General features: G+C 46.1%; 1 pseudogene. It reads right to left on the bottom strand.

Annotation, left to right across the window (positions count from 1 at the left end):
- Positions 1-716 precede the first annotated feature (716 nt).
- Positions 717-960: pseudogene (locus ACSZO1_RS22445) on the bottom strand (shufflon system plasmid conjugative transfer pilus tip adhesin PilV); the annotation flags it as partial.
- Between the last annotated feature and the right edge of the window lie 71 nt (positions 961-1,031).

Genomic DNA, 1,031 nt, shown 5'->3' with positions numbered 1-1,031 from the left:
TTCCGGCAGCCTTCAGTGGTCTTTGCAGAGTTAAGACAGGCGGCTTAGCGTTGCACTTCGAACTTGAATCCGCCAAAGGGCTGCATCCATCCAATAGACTCCCCAGCCTACAAGCCAATTGGCATATGCGTGAACCAATATTTTACCGGAAGCACCGCTTCTACAGGTAAATGCGGTATTGTTGTTAATGTTGCCTGATGACACTATCGTGTTTCCCTCACTCCCTTTCCATACACCATCAATACACCACACAGGCGAACCGTTTGCCGCTTTGCTGATAAGTCCGTTGGGTGAGCATGTTTCACCAGTAATCGCTGTTGATGTGGGTTGTATATACCTTCCTGCTATGTTTCCTGATGCGGAGATCCCCCCTGACGCTTTGCCATTACCTGAAGCCGTAATTTTTAGGTCTCCACGGATTTTTTGGCTACCTACAACATCCAGCTTTACGGAATCATTGATAAAAGAGTTAACATCCATCAAAAGCATATACCCGTCAGCATTTCCGCCTTCCAATCTGACTGACAATGCGTTAGCGTCTGTTGAGGAGCTACCGCCACCAATGGTCATTCGGGTGTTATTAGTATTTGCGACAAACTCTTTAGATCTGATGGTATTGCTGTTTATCACGTTAAGAGAATTGATAACGCCATCAAAAACAGCGCTGTTTTTCACATAGAGATCGGTAGAACTCACTTTCTGTGCATATACCATGTTGGCATTAGCGATATTCTTTCCTCCCATATTCAGATCCCCTGTCATTGGCAGTGTCCCATCACGACGTAGGTAAACAGAATACATGGAGGAATCGTATCCTACACGGTAGGCCAGCAACCCCGCAGTATTAATCCCACTATAGTTATTTTGGTTCTCAGTCCATTGACCACCCATACCCGATGCCACCGTTGCAGATTGCGTCATACCGCTATCAATGCCAGCCGCTTGCATGGCTTTGCCTAAGGAAGGTGCGATTAATTCGATGGGAACCATTTTTTCGTCCTGTCATCGTATGGTAAATGAACAAAGAACCG

It is taken from the genome of Erwinia sp. V71, assembly GCF_965644245.1.
GTDB lineage: Bacteria > Pseudomonadota > Gammaproteobacteria > Enterobacterales > Enterobacteriaceae > Erwinia.
This window is presented reverse-complemented; position numbering and strand designations above follow the sequence as displayed.